The sequence below is a fragment of the uncultured Clostridium sp. genome, from assembly GCF_963527835.1.
Lineage (GTDB): Bacteria > Bacillota > Clostridia > Clostridiales > Clostridiaceae > Clostridium.
Window position 1 is genome coordinate 205,582 of the sequence record NZ_CAURTC010000001.1, and the last position, 14,158, is coordinate 219,739.

Consider the following 14,158-nt stretch of genomic DNA (forward strand, 5'->3'; position numbering starts at 1 on the left):
TAAAATGAAGAGTATGATGAAAATAATAATGCGTTACCTACTATCAGCAGGAGGAATTAGCATATTATTATTGTTAACTAACTTTTTCATTTTAGTTACATGGACAATATCTGTTAATAAATATGTTAATAAATATAGTGATATAGGATATAATATTTCTGAAATTAGCCAAGGACTTATAAAAGAAAATAATGAATTTGTATTATCCGATAAAAGTTCATTTACTATTAATAATAAATATAAGTGGGCAATGCTTTTAGATGATGATGGGAAAGTTATATGGAATAAAAATCTACCTGAAGATTTACCATTAGAATATACTTCTTCTGATATTGCTTCCTTTACCAAATGGTATTTAAATGATTATCCTGTTCAAGTATGGAAACATGACTATGGCTTATTTGTTCTTGGAAATGATAAAAATACTATTTGGAAACTTGAATTTATACTACCTGAAACAGTTTTAAGAAATAGTCCAAAGTGGTTATTCGCTTCATTAATAATAAATTTTACGATTGCTATGTTCTTAGCATTTTTATTTGGAATTCGTTTTTTCCTTTCCCTTCGTACAGTTGTAAAAGGAATAGATGATATGGCTAAAAAGAAACCTGTATTGCTTGAAACTAAGGGTGTATTAAAAGATTTAGCAGATAATATAAATAATACTTCTAATGAACTTTTAAGACAGCAACAAATAATAGAAAAAAGAGATTTAGCTAGAAATAATTGGATTACTGGAGTATCTCACGATATTCGTACTCCCCTTTCTATGATTATGGGATATTCTAGTGAATTAGAAGATAATGAAAAGTTTTCTGATGAAGAGAGAAAACAATTTAGTATCATAAGATTTCAAAGTGAAAAAATTAAACAATTAATAAATGATTTAAATTTAACCGTAAAACTTGAATATGATATGCAGCCTTTAAACATAAAACCTTTTTATGCTTCAGAAGTTATAAGAAAAGTAGTTGTAGATTATTTAAATAATTTATGTAATAACAAATATACATTGCAACTCTCAATTTCTGATGAAGCTCAAACTCATATGATAAATGGTGATATAAGATTATTTGAACGTTCACTTAATAATCTTATAGGAAATAGTATTAAGCATAATGAACATGGATGTAATATTTTTATTAATGTTAAAAAAAAGAATGAGGGTTGTGTAATTGAAATTAAAGATACAGGAATGGGATTTAAATATGAAGTTTTACAAAATTTGAATTTTTCTAATGAAATTCCTAATGGTACCTCTCATGGTATTGGACTGTTTATTGTAAAACAAATTGCTAAAGTACATGGCGGAAATGTTGATTTTAAAAATTGGGAAAATGGTAGTAAGATAGTGCTGTGGTATCCTTAATAAAAGATATTCTATTTAAAGAGATAACAACAACTCCTTCTAGATTTAATATTATATTTAAAATAAAAATTGATATTGTAGTATATTTATAGGCTCTATACTACAATATCAATATTATTTTAAAATATATTAATTATGCTTTTTTAACAAATTCAGATTTTAGTTGCATAGCTCCAAAACCTTCAATTTTACAATCAATATTATGATTTCCATCAACTAAACGTATATTTTTTACTTTTGTACCCTTTTTAATAGGTGATGAACATCCTTTTACTTTAAGATCTTTGATTACTGTTACAGAATCGCCATCATTTAAAATATTTCCATTTGAATCTTTTACAACAAGTTCATCCTCATTACCTGCATTTTGTGATTCTAAATTCCATTCATGGGCACATTCTGGGCAGATAAAAAGATTTCCGTCTTCGTAAGTATATTCTGAATTACATTTAGGACAATTTGGTAAATTAACCATTAATTCATTTCCTCCATTCGCTAGTGTTAGGCTTATATAATATCTATATAGACTGTTCAGTAATTTTAGATTCATTGCTTTTTTGAATATGTCTTATCTGCAATTTATCAATTAAAGATATGATAAATCCAATAATACATCCTATTGCTGCAAGAGCATATACCCATTTCATACCATATATAAATACATCTCCTCTGCCTTCTACATAATCTAATACTCTATAACCTATTTTATAACTCATTCTGTTATACAAAACAGTAGTTGAAAATGAAACTCCAAAAACAAATCCTAAATTTCTAATAAGAGCATTTATTCCACCAGCTATTCCAAGTTTACTTTTTTCAACTGAAGACATAACTAAAGTATTATTAGGGGATTGGAAAATTCCATTGCCTAAGGCTACTATAGATATAATACTAATAATTATTAAAAATGATGATTGCTCATTTAAAGTTGTCATAGTAAATAAACCTATTGCACTTATCATAAGGCCAGTTAAGGTAAGTATTTTACTTCCTATTTTATCTGCTAAATATCCACTTAATGGAGCTATAATAGTTAAAACTATAGGATAACCCATCATAATAAATCCTGCTGTACCTGGAGATAATTCCAATACATCTTGAAGGTAAAAAGGTTGTATTATGTTTATACAACTAATTCCTACAAATGATAAAAAAGCACAAAATACATTGATAGAAAAAACTCTATTTTTAAATATAGATAAATCTACAAGCGGATTTTCTATCTTTGATTCTAATATAATAAATACAATAAAGCTCACTAGAGATATTATAAATGATAAAATTATTGTTATATGATTATAGCCAATCTTTTGTCCCTTAAGTAACCCTAAAAATAATGAAACTATACATATAAGAAAAAGTATGGCACCATTATAATCTAAAGTTTGCTTAGTGGTTATTTTATCCTTAGGTAAATATTTCATAGCTGCTATAAAAGCTACTGTACCTATTGGAACGTTTATTAAAAATATGTACTCCCAGCTTACTACTGATATTATTAGTCCTCCTAAAGGTGGTCCAAGCAAAGTTCCTAGTGCTACAAAAGTTCCAGATATTCCAAGTGCTCTTCCCCTTTCATTCTTTGGAAATGTATGTGTTATGATTCCTTGACTTGTAGACATAGTCATAGCTGCACCTATTCCTTGAACAATTCTTGAAAATGTTAAAAAATTAAGCGTAGTTGATATTCCACATAATAAAGAACCTAAAACAAATATTATAAATCCGTATTTAAATACACTTGTTTTTCCTTTTATATCCCCCAATCTTCCAAATATAAGTATAGTTGCAGAAATCACTATAAGATATGTTGTAACTATTTGTTGTATACCAGCCATAGATGTTGAAAGATCCTTTGCCATAACAGGTAGTGCTACATTTATTATGCTACTATCAAGACATGCCATAAATGGTGACATAACTACTATCGCAAGAATTATCCAGTTGTTTCGGCTTATATTATTTTTTTCAGTTTTAGTCATACTTAATTTGTATCCCCTTCCTCATTTTATTCTTTAGTTTATTTAATACATATCATGAAGATATTATTTCCACTAAGAATTATAACATAATAATAAAAGTTCTAATCCTATTTTTATAGTAATTAGAACTTTTGCAATATGAATATTTTTAATGTATAGCTTTCTTTCCATATCTCTTTCCAGTACCTTCAACACCTGTAATTGTAATTAATGCATCTTTATCAAAACCATGTACAATGTTTTTTAATTTTGCTATTTCAAGTCTTGATAAAACCACATAGATGACATTTGTTTTATTTCCACTATATGCGCCTTTTCCATAAAAAAAGGTCACACCTCTTCCTAGTCTTGCCATTATAGCTTCAGAAATTTTCTCATTATTTTCAGAAACAATAATAACTGCCTTTGATTCATCAAGCCCCTGAACAGTAATGTCTATTGTTTTAAACGCAATAAAATAAGCTATTAAAGAATACATGGCTCTATCCCATCCAAATACAAATCCTGAAATTCCCAATATAAATAGATTAAAAAACATAACTATTTCTCCAATAGAAAATGCACTTTTTTTATCTAGTATTATAGCAATAATTTCAGTTCCATCTAAAGATCCACCATTTCTTATAATTAAGCCTACTCCTACTCCCATTGTAATACCCCCAAAAATAGTGGCTAGTAATATATCTTGTGTAATGCTTGGAATAGAATGAAATAAAGTTACATTTATTGATAAACATATTACTGAAAATATGGTTGACAAAGCAAAAGTCTTTCCAATTTGTTTATAACCTATAATAACAAAAGGTAAATTAAATAGAAAGATAAACATTCCAAGTTGAACCTTTGTTAAATAGCTTGCCATTATTGATATTCCTGTCATTCCTCCATCAATTATGTTATTAGGTATTAAAAATATTTCAAGTCCTATTGATACTAAAATAGCACCTAATATCATAAAGAAAATTCTATTAATATTAACAAAAATATTTTTATAGTTTCGTATAATAGACCATCTCCTTTAATTTATATTTTAAACTCCAATGTTAAAGTTATAATTAGGGTTTATTCTTTATAAGATATAAATCTATAATTTTAAATATTCCTATTAAATATAGCATAACACAAAAAAGTACTAGCTCAAATCTTATATTGTTGAACTACTACTTTTAATATATGTTTCCTTTTATAGGTATTCTTTTCATTACCAAAGATTTTTCTTATCAGCGATTTACAATTATCATAAATATGAAATAATAAAAATTAGCACTCCATGAATATTCATGGAGTGCTTTTTGTAAATAAATTGTTTTATAAAATGGATTAATTTTGAGAGGATAACTTATATGATATTAAACTACTATATAATTAGTAGGATAAAGCTTTAATAAATTTATTGGTTATTTTTTAGTTCTTGTCTTCCTGCTACATAAACAAATGGAAGATATATTAATACACTAATTACTATGCAAATTATTGCTGTAACTGCACCCATAACTGAATTAGTTGAGAAAAATGCTCCAACAATTGGTGGTGTTGTCCATGTTGCCATAATTGAAACTTTTGGTACAAAGTGTATTACTGTTAAACCATATGCTATTAATGCAGATACTAATGGTGCTAACATAAATGGAATAAAGTATACTGGATTTAATATTATTGGCATACCAAAAATTATTGGTTCATTTATATTAAAACATCCTGGTGCTAAACTTAAATTTGCAATCATCTTCTGTTGAGATCCTGATTTCTTTCCTAAAATATATATTGCTAGAATCAATGCAATGGTAGCACCTGAACCACCCATATTCACATACGAATCTAAAAATTGACTATTTACAATGTATTCTGGTTCTAATCCAGCTTTAACTGCTTCTGTATTTAAAACAAGCAATGGAAGTAGTAGCGCATTTATAACTGGTGCAAGTATATTAGAGCCATGTAATCCAAAGAACCATAATAATTGAGATACAAAAATTATAAGTAATACTCCACCTAAACTACCAGCAACTCCTTGTAACGGTTTTTGTAATGCTAGAAATAATGCCTGATGAACATCTGGTATATTGATAACTATTAATAATTCCTTAATTCCAGCTGTTAAAGCTAAAACTATAATTGATGGTATTAAGGCCGCAAAAGATTTAGAAACTGCTGGTGGAACTCCCTCTGGCATCTTTATTATTAATTTTGAATTTCCTGATAATTTAACAAAAACTTCTGTGGCTACTAATGCTACTATTATAGAAATAAATAATCCTTGAGCTCCTAAGAAATCAAATGGTAATGCACCTTCAGCATTTGTTGCATATAAAATCATTGCAGATCCTAATGATAATATACCTGCTGCTAATGGATCTTTATCATATCCTTTTGCTAAATGATATGATATTGTAAATACAAGTAATATGGACATAACGCCAAAAGTACCATTCCAAATAGCTCCTCCCCATGCTTGCCAACCCACTGGTAATAACCAATCTAGAAAATTTTGATAACATTTAAATCCTAAATTATTAAATAATATGGCAAATGCTCCTGCCATAACTAATGGTGTTATTGTTGCAAACCCATCACGTATTGCTACTAAATGCCTTTGAGCACCTATTTTAGCCGCAATCGGTACAAAGTGCTCTTCCATCCAATCAAAGAATTTTTTCATAGACCTTTTCCTCCTTACTTAGATATATTTTTTATTCTTATAACTTTAACCTTTTACTTCTCTAAAACCGAAACTTGTCCAAGGTTCTATATAATCTAATAGAAATATCTCTTCATCTACTATCTTTCCAACCACATTTGTTTTTCCACTATTTTTCATATCCTTTAATGCAACTTGAAGTTCACCTGAATATCTAGTGTATAAATCTGAATCTATTAATAAATCTCCTCTTTTTATATCTGGAGTATTAACTGCTGGAAAGCGCTTATCTTTATATTTAACTCTACTTTGCGTAGACCTTATCATATATTCTGATACATCACCTCTATTGTAATGAAATTCTTCAAGAACTATCTTTTTATCAAGTTCTGTTGCTGTTTCATCAAATTCAATATTAAGCATTAATTTTTCTTTATTTATTTCACTTAATATCTTTAATTCCTCTTCTGAAGCAAAAGAATTTGCTATTATTACATCATCAATAAGCCCTATTGATAATAAATGTTTAGCTTGTACATCTATAGGTAAATTTCTATGCATTTCTAAAGTACATAACCCTTCTGATACAAGCCAAGGTCCGTACTTAGCTGTTTTAGAATTTACAAAGGCTGCTGTTCTTATTCCAAGCTCCTTAAATTGTTTTGAACACTTAATAAAATGTTCAAATGAAAGACCTGTATATTTATGAGGATAGAAATTATGACATCCATATAGATTATCAATATTGGATTTGTAAGATAAAATATTGTCTATATACTTAGTGCCATTGCTCATATTAAGTTCTATTTTTAATCCATACTCATTAAAACTCATTATAGATTCTTCTAATCCACTGAAGCCTAAATCTAGTCTTATTCCATCTAATCCAATATTTTCAAACACTTTTAGGTCATATATAGATGCTCTTAAATTTTTAAATACATTTGGATCTAAATCTGCAATCACCTCCATATTTTCTTTCTTAGCTGCACATAACATAGTTTTAAAATTACTCATTACATCTTCAGTATTTTTATCATCTACAGAGATTAAGCATGTAAAAATTCTTTTAAATCCATATTTGCCAGCTAAATGTATATACTTCACAATTTCATTTATATCTGTATGATTAGGATAAACTGAAATTCCGAGTCCTATCATCTTTTCATCCCCCATTCCATATAATAAGCTCCTATTGTTGGAGAGACTTCTTCATCTATAATATCTTTAATATTTATATTTTCTCTTAAATGATTCTCAAAAGCCGTTCTAAAAACCTTTGAATTTCTAATAACGCCTCCAATTAATGCTATATTGCAACTTTCAAATCCTAATTTCCTATATACATTCTCAGTAGTTCTTGCAAATGATATACTCTCATCAAGTAATATTTGAATTGATATATCATCTCCTTCTTCACTTAATTTAACAACAATAGGTGTTAATGATGCTATTTCATCTTTAGTTGATGAATAAACAAAATCAGTTATTTGATAAACTGATTTAATATTTAATTTTTTTATAATATTTTTAGATAATCTTGATTTAGGCATTGAATACTCTTCTTCTAATATCATTCTTTTTATTGCTTCTATGGCTATTTTATATCCACTACCTTCATCCCCTAATAAACTTCCCCAACCGCCACATTTAATAGTTTTATTATCCTTAATTCCTAAAGCTACTGATCCTGTACCTGCTATAACTAATATTCCATCTTCTCCTTTTAACATAGCTTTTAATGCTATTTCACCATCATTCATAACTACACAATCTATATTGAGCTTTTTCTTAACTTCTTCTTTTATCATTTTTGAATTATTACCAACTTCAGATCCAGCAATCCCAAGATATACATTTATAAGTTCTTCATTAGGCAAAAATTCTATTATATCTTTTATGGATTTAACTATATTCTCTAAAGCCTTTTCTTTGTTATTCAACAAATTTCCAAATCCTTTTATAGACGTTTTAATAGCTGCTCCTTCCATGGCATAAGCTGTAGCCTCTACTTTTGTACCTCCACCATCAACGCCTATAATATATTTCATAAAATCACCACACTTTTTTATTTTTGCTGTAAACAGTTTTTTCAAAACTCAAATATTTTTAATAACGATTACATCAAAGATGTTTAAACCATAATTTTAATTTACTTAAATAATTTTAAAGATTATATTGGCTTGTATAAGTTTTACTATTAGACTATATAGTGCTCTTAAATAAAATTTAATTTTATTCCTTATTTAACTTACCATTAAATTTCTCATACATATCTATAAATTCAACTGCAAGAGATTTTACTGTCATACTTGTCATCAAATGATCTTGAGCATGTACCATAAGCAATGATACCTCTATTTTTTCTCCACCAGCTTCTTTTTGTATTAAAGATGATTGAACATTATGAGCTTTTGACATTTCTTCATCAGCTCTTTCCATCAATTCTCTTGCTTTATTTAAGTCTCCCTTTTTAGCACATTGAATTGCCTCCATCGAATAACTTCTAACTTCCCCACTATGAACTATAAGATTCATTATTATTTCTTCCATATAGTTTCTCCCCTTTTTTTGATTATTTATTATCTGTAAGTTCTAAAGCTCTTTCCAATACCTTCTTTCCATTCATCGTCCCATAATCAATTGTGTTTATAACTTCTACTTGGATATTCTTATCCGCTAGACTTTTTTGAAATTGTTTTAATAAAAATCTAACTTGTGGCCCTAATAATAAAATATCAATATCATCTATATGATCTTTAACTTGTGCTTCTCCTGTCGCTTCTATACTGCATTCAATTCCTTTTTCTTTTGCTGCTACTTGCATTTTTGAAACTAATAAACTAGTAGACATTCCTGCACAACAAACTAATAATATCTTTTTCACTTAAAATCCTCCTTTAAATTTACAGTTTTAAAACATATTCATTCTTGCTTACTATTTTTACCTTACACCTTTATATTAAGCAATAACCATGCCAAAACTTATATCAAAGAAAATTTTCCTTAAAACAGTGCTATTCCTGTGTTTATTGTCTACTCTCATATTGTAAAAATCACAAAAAAAGTGTGTAAAATTAATCACACACTTTCTTATTTTTACACTCTATATAAAATTAACACCTTATATCACAATCTACAGTTAAGTTGTACCTAATATTTACCCTATATTTTCTACAATCATTCTAACTATATAAGCTAATTCATCATCACCGATTTCAATATTATAATTATTTTCTAAAACTCGTAAAATTTTCCTAACAATCAAAAACTCCTTTAAATACTTATATCTATATTCTTCTAATTTATTAAACATAGTTTGATTCATTCCATGTTTTAGTTTATCTATAAGAAAGCTTATATGAATTAAAATTCCAATTTGTATATCATGTTGAATTTTAACATTTAAACTCTCTTCTATATCTCTTATCATATCTCTAATGTCACTAATTAAAGCCATACAATTAATTTCTGTTATTTCATTTTCTAATGCTTTTCTTACTTTTAAGAAATCACTCTCTATTTCAATTAAATCATCTAATTGATTTACTCCACGTTCCATAAAAACATCCTGTGCAGATATAAATGGTACTCCGTCAATAAATATATTTACAGTTCCAACCACAGCTAATATTATATATTTTTCTTTCAATGTACTTACCTTTTTCAAGAAATCTTCTTTATCTAAGATATCAAGAGAAATAATACTAACCTTTTCTATATTTTTCAAACTACAACTTATTCTCGTTTTTATCTTTTCTGCTGCACCTTCCCCTGTAAAACAAGTTGTAATTACTATAAATTCTTTGTCTTCACTATAATATTCCTTAGACATTTGTATTGAAGTTCTTCCTAGCTCTTTACATGAAGAATAAATCTCATCTAATTTTCTACCGCTTATTGCTTTCCTTCCAGCTTCTATAACCGTTAATGTTGTTACCATATCCACTGTCTTAACTTTAATACCTAATTCATTGCTAATTATGCTTCCAAAATTAATCAATGATCCCATATCCACTAATATTAATAATCCTTTTTCAGTATTCATTTCTTTAATTTTTTCTTTAGCCTTTTTAAGCATAACTTCAGCTTTCATTGTTAACGGCATATCTAATGATTGTATATATTCTTCCCCTATAAGTGTGTTAGCAACTTCAGTAATGCTGCTGGCTGTACTTCTTCCATGCATCATAACAAGGACACTAACTTTTTCTTCTACGTATTCACTAGCTTCATCATCACATGCAGATAAAAACATAGTTACATACCCAATCTCGTCCAAAGGAACATCTACATTAAATTCTTTTTCAATAATTTTAACTATCTCCATTGCTACATTGAATTCTTCTCTATATTGAACTCTAATAATATTAAGTTTAGGATGATATATCTTTTTTCCACAAGTAATCCTCTCAATACTCCCTTGTAAATGTAGTGAAAGTCCAAAGTAAACTCTTTGATTAAATTCTCTGTTTAATTTTTTAGAAGCTATAGATAACATATTTTCAACAACTCTTATTATTTTTAATCCAACAATCTTAGAAATTTCTTCTTTTTTTAAATTTGTATTTATTGTATTTATATACTTTTTAAAATACTCTTCAAAATCAATATTTAAAATATTATTAATGCTTTCTTCATCAACTCCCTGATTCTTTAATAATTCCACCTTATTTTCTATAATTGAATAAAAGCTCTTATTTTTATCATTACTAGATTCATCAATTTCTAATTCAAAATTTCTTTCAAAATTATCTTTACTTGAAAATCTTAAAATATCAGTAATATTTTTAACTATAAAGTCTATTTCTTCCCTATGTTCTTGAATTTTCATTATTCCTTTTTGAACTCTAGGCTGTAATTCTTCTTGATCTACTAAAATATAATTGTTCTTATTTATTTTATAATTTAAAAATGCCTTAGCACACGAAAGTTGAACATCACTTTTTAATTGTCCTATATTGTTAGGACAATCATATAGCAAAAAGGATATTATTGAATTTTTACTTACATATATACTTTTTCCAAGCCTCAATGATTCTGCTATTATAAATTCACTTAAAAGCCTATACCTTTCTTCTAACATTCGTTCTCTAAGTGGTGGTAATAATAGTGTCATTGGTATCCTTCTAGTAAATGTTTTTAATAAAAATGACTCTGGTGATTCTGTTGTTGCTGCTATAATTTGTACTTGTACTTTTATTTTCTTTTCTGTGTCACCTAATGCTCTAAAGTAACCCTTATCAATAAAAGTAAAAAGCATTTCTTGACCTTGCGGAGATAATCTATGTATCTCATCTAAAAAGAATATTCCACCATCTGCTTTTTTTAGCAAACCTTCTTTATCACTATCAGCACCAGTAAAGGCCCCTTTTTTCACTCCAAATATTTGTCCAACAACTAGTTGAGGATTATCAGCATAATCTGCACAATTAAATCTAACAAATGGTGCGTCATCAGATATCATATTAGATTCTTTTGCAAAGTAATACATAACTTCAGCAAATAATGATTTTCCAACACCAGTTTCACCTAATATTAAAGTGTGAAGTCCTCTAGGTGGATATAATATAGCCGCTTTTGCTTGTTGTATAGGTAGTTTTAGTGAATGTTTTGATCCAACAAGCATCTCTAAACTATCTTTTTTATTTATATTTTTCTTTTCCTCATTACCATTTAAAATTACTTGTTTATCTTTTTGTATACTTCTATATCTAACGGGTCTACCATCTTGTCTATCTAGTTTTTTATCTTTATATAACTCATTTAAATATCTACTTATATTAGTACGATCCAAATTCATATATGAACTTAATTCTGTTGCCGTAATTCCATTCTTGTTTTTGTTTTCAAGTTCAAGTAATTTTTGCATCACTTCTTCTTTTCTACTTATTCCCCCCATAAAAATCTCTCCTTAATCAAATTCTCAAAAATAGAACAAAGGTTGTTGCTCCCCCCTTGTTAATTGAAAGTGGAGAGATGAAAGTCTTGAAAATTTTCTCAAAATATATATTTTAAAATTCCACTGTAGAATTTATTTCTTTACTCTCAATTTTCCACTCTCAATTTCCAACTAAATATTTATCTAAATCTAGATTTTATCAAGATTTCATATTTACTTCTCTATTTTTTATTGTGCCATCAAATTGTGGTAAATACTTTTTATGTGCTAATAATAGTTCATCTAATACTTCTTTTGCTACTTTACCACTTGGAACTAATGGATTTATTATAAAAGCTTGTAATGCTTTATTATAATCACCACTAATTGCTGCTAAAATGGTTTCTTGTTCCATAGATTTCATTAATTGAACCATTCCCCTTGATGATGCATCTAACTGTCCAAAGTTTATTGGCTCTGGTCCATGAGCTGTTATTATACTTGAAACTTCTGCAACAGAATCGCATGGAAGATCTACAAGTGCTCCTTTATTTAAAGTACTAACTACCATAATCTTTCTTTTATCATTAAATATTGAACTTATAACTTCACATGCTGAGTCACTATAATAAGCACCGCCTCTTTTAGTTAATTGTTCTGGCTTATAATCCAGATTAACATCTTTGTATAATTCAAATAATTCCGCTTCTGTTTTTTTTACAACCTCTGCTCTTGTTTGTCCCTTTGAAAAACCTTTTAGTTCTTCATTTAGCATATCATCTGTAGCATAGTAGTAATTATGATATGGACAAGGTAATAACCCCAAATCCTTTATTTGCTCATATATAAATTTTGATTCTTTAATATTTGCTACTACTGCTTCATTATTTGAATCTGCATTAATTGGATTATATAATAATTCTATTAATTCTTTTGTTCTTTCATTCCCTTCACTATCCCAGACTCTGTGCCAATGAAAATGATTTATTCCGCCAAACTTAAAAAATAAATCTTCTTCTTCAAGTTCTAATGCTTTACTATCTTGTTTCATACAATTGATTGGAACATTACATAATCCTATAGTTTTATTCCATTCTCCATATTTAATAGCTGCTTCAGTTATCATACCTGCTGGATTTGTAAAATTTATAAGCCATGCATTTGGACATAATTCTTTCATATCTTTGATTATTTCTAAAATTACTGGAATTGTCCTAAAAGCTTTAAACATTCCTCCTGCACCATTTGTTTCTTGTCCTATCAATCCATGACTTAAAGGTATTCTTTCATCCTTTATTCTCGCATCCAAAAGGCCCACTCTAAATTGAGTTGTTACAAAGTCAGCATCTTTTAATGCCTCTCTTCTATTTAAAGTTAATTTAACTTTCCAGTTTAATTTAGCTGCTTTAACCATTCTTTTAGCCATAGCACCTACAATTTCTAATTTTTCTTTTCCCTCTTCAATATCTACAAGCCAAATTTCTTTAATTAGAAGTTCATTGCTACGCTTTATAAATCCTTCAATTAATTCAGGAGTGTAACTTGAACCCCCTCCAATAGTAACTATTTTTATTTCTTTTTTATTCATATCTTTAACCTCCATAAAAATGATTTATTAAACAATATGAATATGTTTACATGATTACCGACTTAAAATATATGGTTAGTAAGACTGTAAGGTATAATTTTCAAGTCATTTTATTAAAGCCAGTAATCATTTAATAAAACTGTATATACTCTTTTTATTATAAAATATATCTTAATATAATATTTAACTAATTATTTCTTACATTAAGATTCTATCTTACTATCTTTTAATAATATTATAATCATACTTTTATATATATACAAAGCAAAGGAGTTATTGAAATCATAATACAAATCCATAGAGCATATAAAAACAATATTTTAGCACCTATAAAATTCGTTGCAAGTACTAGTGCTGTAGTTAATGCCAATATGGCTCCTATTGAACATATATATGGAGCTCGCATTAATGGCATTCCCTCCAATATTTGATACGGTGTTATATTAAAAAACCAATTAATAATGAACATAAAAACAATTACAGGAATTCCGAGAGAAATAAATCCTAGTTTATTACCTATATTTAATGTTGAAATTTTATTTTGCATATATAAATTGCGCCTCCACACTCAATGATATTAATTAATTTAAAATTATCAGTGATTTTTTTATATTTAATATTGTAAATATAATTTCTTCTTATCTTTTTATTAAATAATTCATAATTTCTCTTTATTATAACATATCTGTTAAATTATAAC

The 14,158-nt window shown here is 27.6% G+C and carries 12 protein-coding genes; 1 reads left to right on the forward strand and 11 read right to left on the reverse strand.

Annotated features, from left to right (window positions below; genetic code table 11):
• Positions 1-4 precede the first annotated feature (4 nt).
• Positions 5-1,369 carry a HAMP domain-containing sensor histidine kinase gene (locus RYM86_RS01085; protein WP_315076659.1) on the forward strand — a complete coding sequence of 455 codons (1,365 nt, stop codon included), beginning with the start codon at positions 5-7 and terminating at the stop codon, positions 1,367-1,369.
• A 133-nt stretch (positions 1,370-1,502) separates the two neighbouring features.
• Here the strand turns inward: RYM86_RS01085 and RYM86_RS01090 are convergent, their stop codons facing one another.
• From RYM86_RS01090 to RYM86_RS01140, 11 genes are all read right to left on the reverse strand, one after another.
• On the reverse strand, positions 1,503-1,844 hold the full coding sequence (locus RYM86_RS01090) for a zinc ribbon domain-containing protein YjdM (protein WP_315076662.1): 342 nt from the start codon (positions 1,842-1,844) through the stop codon (positions 1,503-1,505).
• A 43-nt stretch (positions 1,845-1,887) separates the two neighbouring features.
• Positions 1,888-3,351, reverse strand: coding sequence for an MFS transporter (locus RYM86_RS01095; protein ID WP_315076665.1), 1,464 nt, complete (start codon positions 3,349-3,351; stop codon positions 1,888-1,890).
• A 148-nt stretch (positions 3,352-3,499) separates the two neighbouring features.
• Entirely contained in the window at positions 3,500-4,306 is an 807-nt protein-coding gene (locus RYM86_RS01100) for a YitT family protein (protein ID WP_315076668.1), read from the reverse strand.
• A gap of 435 nt (positions 4,307-4,741) precedes the next feature.
• A complete protein-coding gene (locus RYM86_RS01105; protein WP_315076671.1) occupies positions 4,742-6,010 on the reverse strand; it encodes a PTS sugar transporter subunit IIC in 1,269 nt (422 codons plus the stop codon).
• Positions 6,011-6,055: 45 nt separating this feature from the next.
• The gene (locus RYM86_RS01110; RefSeq protein ID WP_315076752.1) at positions 6,056-7,150 is read right to left on the reverse strand and encodes a MupG family TIM beta-alpha barrel fold protein; all 1,095 of its coding nucleotides are present in this window, start codon (positions 7,148-7,150) and stop codon (positions 6,056-6,058) included.
• Entirely contained in the window at positions 7,147-8,040 is an 894-nt protein-coding gene (locus RYM86_RS01115; protein WP_315076674.1) for a BadF/BadG/BcrA/BcrD ATPase family protein, read from the reverse strand. Before RYM86_RS01115 ends, RYM86_RS01110 begins: the two co-directional genes overlap by 4 nt.
• 184 nt (positions 8,041-8,224) lie before the next feature.
• On the reverse strand, positions 8,225-8,542 hold the full coding sequence (locus RYM86_RS01120; protein WP_315076677.1) for a PTS lactose/cellobiose transporter subunit IIA: 318 nt from the start codon (positions 8,540-8,542) through the stop codon (positions 8,225-8,227).
• A 22-nt stretch (positions 8,543-8,564) separates the two neighbouring features.
• Positions 8,565-8,876: a PTS sugar transporter subunit IIB gene (locus RYM86_RS01125; protein ID WP_315076679.1), complete on the reverse strand. Its 312-nt coding sequence runs from the start codon at positions 8,874-8,876 to the stop codon at positions 8,565-8,567.
• Positions 8,877-9,149: 273 nt separating this feature from the next.
• On the reverse strand, positions 9,150-11,891 hold the full coding sequence (locus tag RYM86_RS01130; protein ID WP_315076681.1) for a sigma 54-interacting transcriptional regulator: 2,742 nt from the start codon (positions 11,889-11,891) through the stop codon (positions 9,150-9,152).
• A 199-nt stretch (positions 11,892-12,090) separates the two neighbouring features.
• Positions 12,091-13,458: a 6-phospho-beta-glucosidase gene (locus RYM86_RS01135; protein WP_315076684.1), complete on the reverse strand. Its 1,368-nt coding sequence runs from the start codon at positions 13,456-13,458 to the stop codon at positions 12,091-12,093.
• A 241-nt stretch (positions 13,459-13,699) separates the two neighbouring features.
• A complete protein-coding gene (locus RYM86_RS01140; RefSeq protein WP_315076686.1) occupies positions 13,700-14,005 on the reverse strand; it encodes a hypothetical protein in 306 nt (101 codons plus the stop codon).
• Between the last annotated feature and the right edge of the window lie 153 nt (positions 14,006-14,158).

Bases quoted from the DNA above. Each gene is read 5' to 3' on its own strand.
- RYM86_RS01120 (WP_315076677.1), bottom strand. From the start codon at position 8,542: ATGGAAGAAATAATAATGAATCTTATAGTTCATAGTGGGGAAGTTAGA.
- RYM86_RS01110 (WP_315076752.1), bottom strand. From the start codon at position 7,150: ATGATAGGACTCGGAATTTCAGTTTATCCTAATCATACAGATATAAAT.
- RYM86_RS01115 (WP_315076674.1), bottom strand. From the start codon at position 8,040: ATGAAATATATTATAGGCGTTGATGGTGGAGGTACAAAAGTAGAGGCT.
- RYM86_RS01130 (WP_315076681.1), bottom strand. From the start codon at position 11,891: ATGGGGGGAATAAGTAGAAAAGAAGAAGTGATGCAAAAATTACTTGAA.
- RYM86_RS01140 (WP_315076686.1), bottom strand. From the start codon at position 14,005: ATGCAAAATAAAATTTCAACATTAAATATAGGTAATAAACTAGGATTT.
- RYM86_RS01135 (WP_315076684.1), bottom strand. From the start codon at position 13,458: ATGAATAAAAAAGAAATAAAAATAGTTACTATTGGAGGGGGTTCAAGT.
- RYM86_RS01090 (WP_315076662.1), bottom strand. From the start codon at position 1,844: ATGGTTAATTTACCAAATTGTCCTAAATGTAATTCAGAATATACTTAC.
- RYM86_RS01085 (WP_315076659.1), top strand. From the start codon at position 5: ATGAAGAGTATGATGAAAATAATAATGCGTTACCTACTATCAGCAGGA.
- RYM86_RS01100 (WP_315076668.1), bottom strand. From the start codon at position 4,306: ATGATATTAGGTGCTATTTTAGTATCAATAGGACTTGAAATATTTTTA.
- RYM86_RS01105 (WP_315076671.1), bottom strand. From the start codon at position 6,010: ATGAAAAAATTCTTTGATTGGATGGAAGAGCACTTTGTACCGATTGCG.
- RYM86_RS01095 (WP_315076665.1), bottom strand. From the start codon at position 3,351: ATGACTAAAACTGAAAAAAATAATATAAGCCGAAACAACTGGATAATT.